Raw genomic sequence first — 2,500 nt, 5'->3', positions numbered from 1 at the left:
ACGCTCCGCTACCACTCAATCATAAGATTGAATCCGCAGCTTCGGTGTATCACTTAAGCCCCGTTACATTTTCCGCGCAGGAGCGCTTGACCAGTGAGCTGTTACGCTTTCTTTAAAGGATGGCTGCTTCTAAGCCAACCTCCTGGTTGTCTAAGCACTCCCACATCGTTTCCCACTTAGTGATAACTTAGGGACCTTAGCTGGCGGTCAGGGCTGTTTCCCTCTCCACTACGGACCTTAGCACCCGCAGTGTGTCTGCCTCGCATTACTCCATGGTATTCGGAGTTTGGTTAGGTTTGGTAAGTCGTTGGGACCCCCTAGCCCATCCAGTGCTCTACCCCCATGGGTATTCACGAGACGCTCTACCTAAATAGATTTCGCGGAGAACCAGCTATTTCCGGGTTTGATTGGCCTTTCACCCCTATCCACAAGTCATCCCCGTCTTTTTCAACAGACGTGGGTTCGGTCCTCCAGTGCGTGTTACCGCACCTTCAACCTGCTCATGGATAGATCACCCGGCTTCGGGTCTCATCCCTCGAACTCAGTCGCCCTATTCAGACTCGCTTTCGCTACGCCTACACCTATCGGCTTAAGCTTGCTCGAGAGACGAAGTCGCTGACCCATTATACAAAAGGTACGCCGTCAGGCTTGCGCCCTCCGACTGCTTGTAGGCGTCCAGTTTCAGGGTCTGTTTCACTCCCCTCGTCGGGGTGCTTTTCACCTTTCCCTCACGGTACTGGTTCACTATCGGTCATGTAGGAGTACTTAGGCTTGGAGGATGGTCCCCCCATGTTCAGACAGGATTTCACGTGTCCCGCCCTACTCGAGTCTCTTATCGTTCCTACCCGTACGGGGCTGTCACCCACTGCGGCCCGACTTTCCAGACGGTTCCGGTTCGATTGATAAGAGCACTGGCCTGGTCCGCGTTCGCTCGCCACTACTAGCGGAGTCTCAATTGATGTCCTTTCCTCCGGGTACTTAGATGTTTCAGTTCCCCGGGTTTGCCTCGCACACCTATGTATTCAGTGTGCGATACCGCCTAAGCGGTGGGTTTCCCCATTCGGATATTCTCGGATCAAAGCCTGCTCGCAGCTCCCCGAGACTTTTCGCAGCGTGCCACGTCCTTCATCGCCTCTACATGCCAAGGCATCCACTAAACGCCCTTTTGACGCTTGATCTTGAAATTGATGCTCATGCACGGTGAACGCCTCGCCACTCTTTCGAAAGCCGTGCAAGCTTTCGCGATCGTGACAAGACCCGGCATGAACCTCGGTCAGGATGTCTCTTCAGTGCCACCTCAATCGGCGACACCCTCCACAACAATGTCAAATATCCGTGCACCTGCCAGGCAGGGCACGAAACCTGTGCTTTCTGTCAAACCGCGTGTTTTCTGGTGGAGCTGGACGGGATCGAACCGACGACCTGAAGCTTGCAAAGCTACCGCTCTCCCAACTGAGCTACAGCCCCTTAGAAAATGCGATCCGCCACTCTCAACGCAGCTCGGAATGCAAACAGATGGTCGATGGTGGGCCTGGGTAGACTCGAACTACCGACCTCACGCTTATCAGGCGTGCGCTCTAACCACCTGAGCTACAGGCCCGAAATTCATCGTGTTCCACACTGTTTCGTGCATTACCGGCGCGAAAACGCGGCGACCCCGTCCGATGACGAGGTCTGACTGGAAAGAGAAACGAAGACGGCGGTGACTGCCTGTTTTGCCGGTGATCAGACCTGGCGTGAAAGCCATGCCTGTCCCGACTTGAGTTCCAAGAGACCGAGAACGGCGGACGGGCAGAGCCCGGCGCCGATTGACGGTCATCCTTAGAAAGGAGGTGATCCAGCCGCAGGTTCCCCTACGGCTACCTTGTTACGACTTCACCCCAGTCGCTGATCCTACCGTGGCCGCCTGCCTCCCGAAGGTTAGCGCGGCGTCGTCGGGTAATACCAACTCCCATGGTGTGACGGGCGGTGTGTACAAGGCCCGGGAACGTATTCACCGCGGCATGCTGATCCGCGATTACTAGCGATTCCAACTTCATGCCTTCGAGTTGCAGAAGACAATCCGAACTGAGACAGTTTTTTGAGATTAGCTCTCTGTCACTGCCATTGTAGCACGTGTGTAGCCCTACCCGTAAGGGCCATGAGGACTTGACGTCATCCCCACCTTCCTCCGGCTTGACACCGGCGGTCCCGTTAGAGTGCCCAGCCAAACCTGCTGGCAACTAACGGCGAGGGTTGCGCTCGTTGCGGGACTTAACCCAACATCTCACGACACGAGCTGACGACAGCCATGCAGCACCTGTATCCAATCCAGCCGAACTGAAGGAAAGCATCTCTGCGATCCGCGATTGGTATGTCAAGGGTAGGTAAGGTTCTGCGCGTTGCTTCGAATTAAACCACATGCTCCACCGCTTGTGCGGGCCCCCGTCAATTTCTTTGAGTTTTAACCTTGCGGCCGTACTCCCCAGGCGGAGAGCTTAATGCGTTAGCTGCGTCACCT

Annotated in this window: 2 tRNA genes and 2 rRNA genes (1 of these 4 cut by a window edge); all 4 read right to left on the bottom strand. The window is 55.4% G+C overall.

Annotated elements, in window-relative coordinates:
* A 23S ribosomal RNA gene (locus ACXYMR_RS13910) occupies positions 1 to 1,178 on the bottom strand (it extends 1,561 nt beyond the left edge of the window).
* A 213-nt stretch (positions 1,179 to 1,391) separates the two neighbouring features.
* Positions 1,392 to 1,467: transfer RNA gene (locus ACXYMR_RS13905), tRNA-Ala, on the bottom strand.
* A 56-nt stretch (positions 1,468 to 1,523) separates the two neighbouring features.
* Positions 1,524 to 1,600, bottom strand: a tRNA-Ile gene (locus tag ACXYMR_RS13900).
* Positions 1,601 to 1,825: 225 nt separating this feature from the next.
* A 16S ribosomal RNA gene (locus ACXYMR_RS13895) occupies positions 1,826 to 2,500 on the bottom strand; the annotation flags it as partial.

This window comes from Maricaulis sp. CAU 1757 (genome assembly GCF_054482675.1).
The sequence above is the reverse complement of the archived record's forward strand: the minus strand, read 5'-3'. Positions and strand labels throughout refer to the sequence as shown.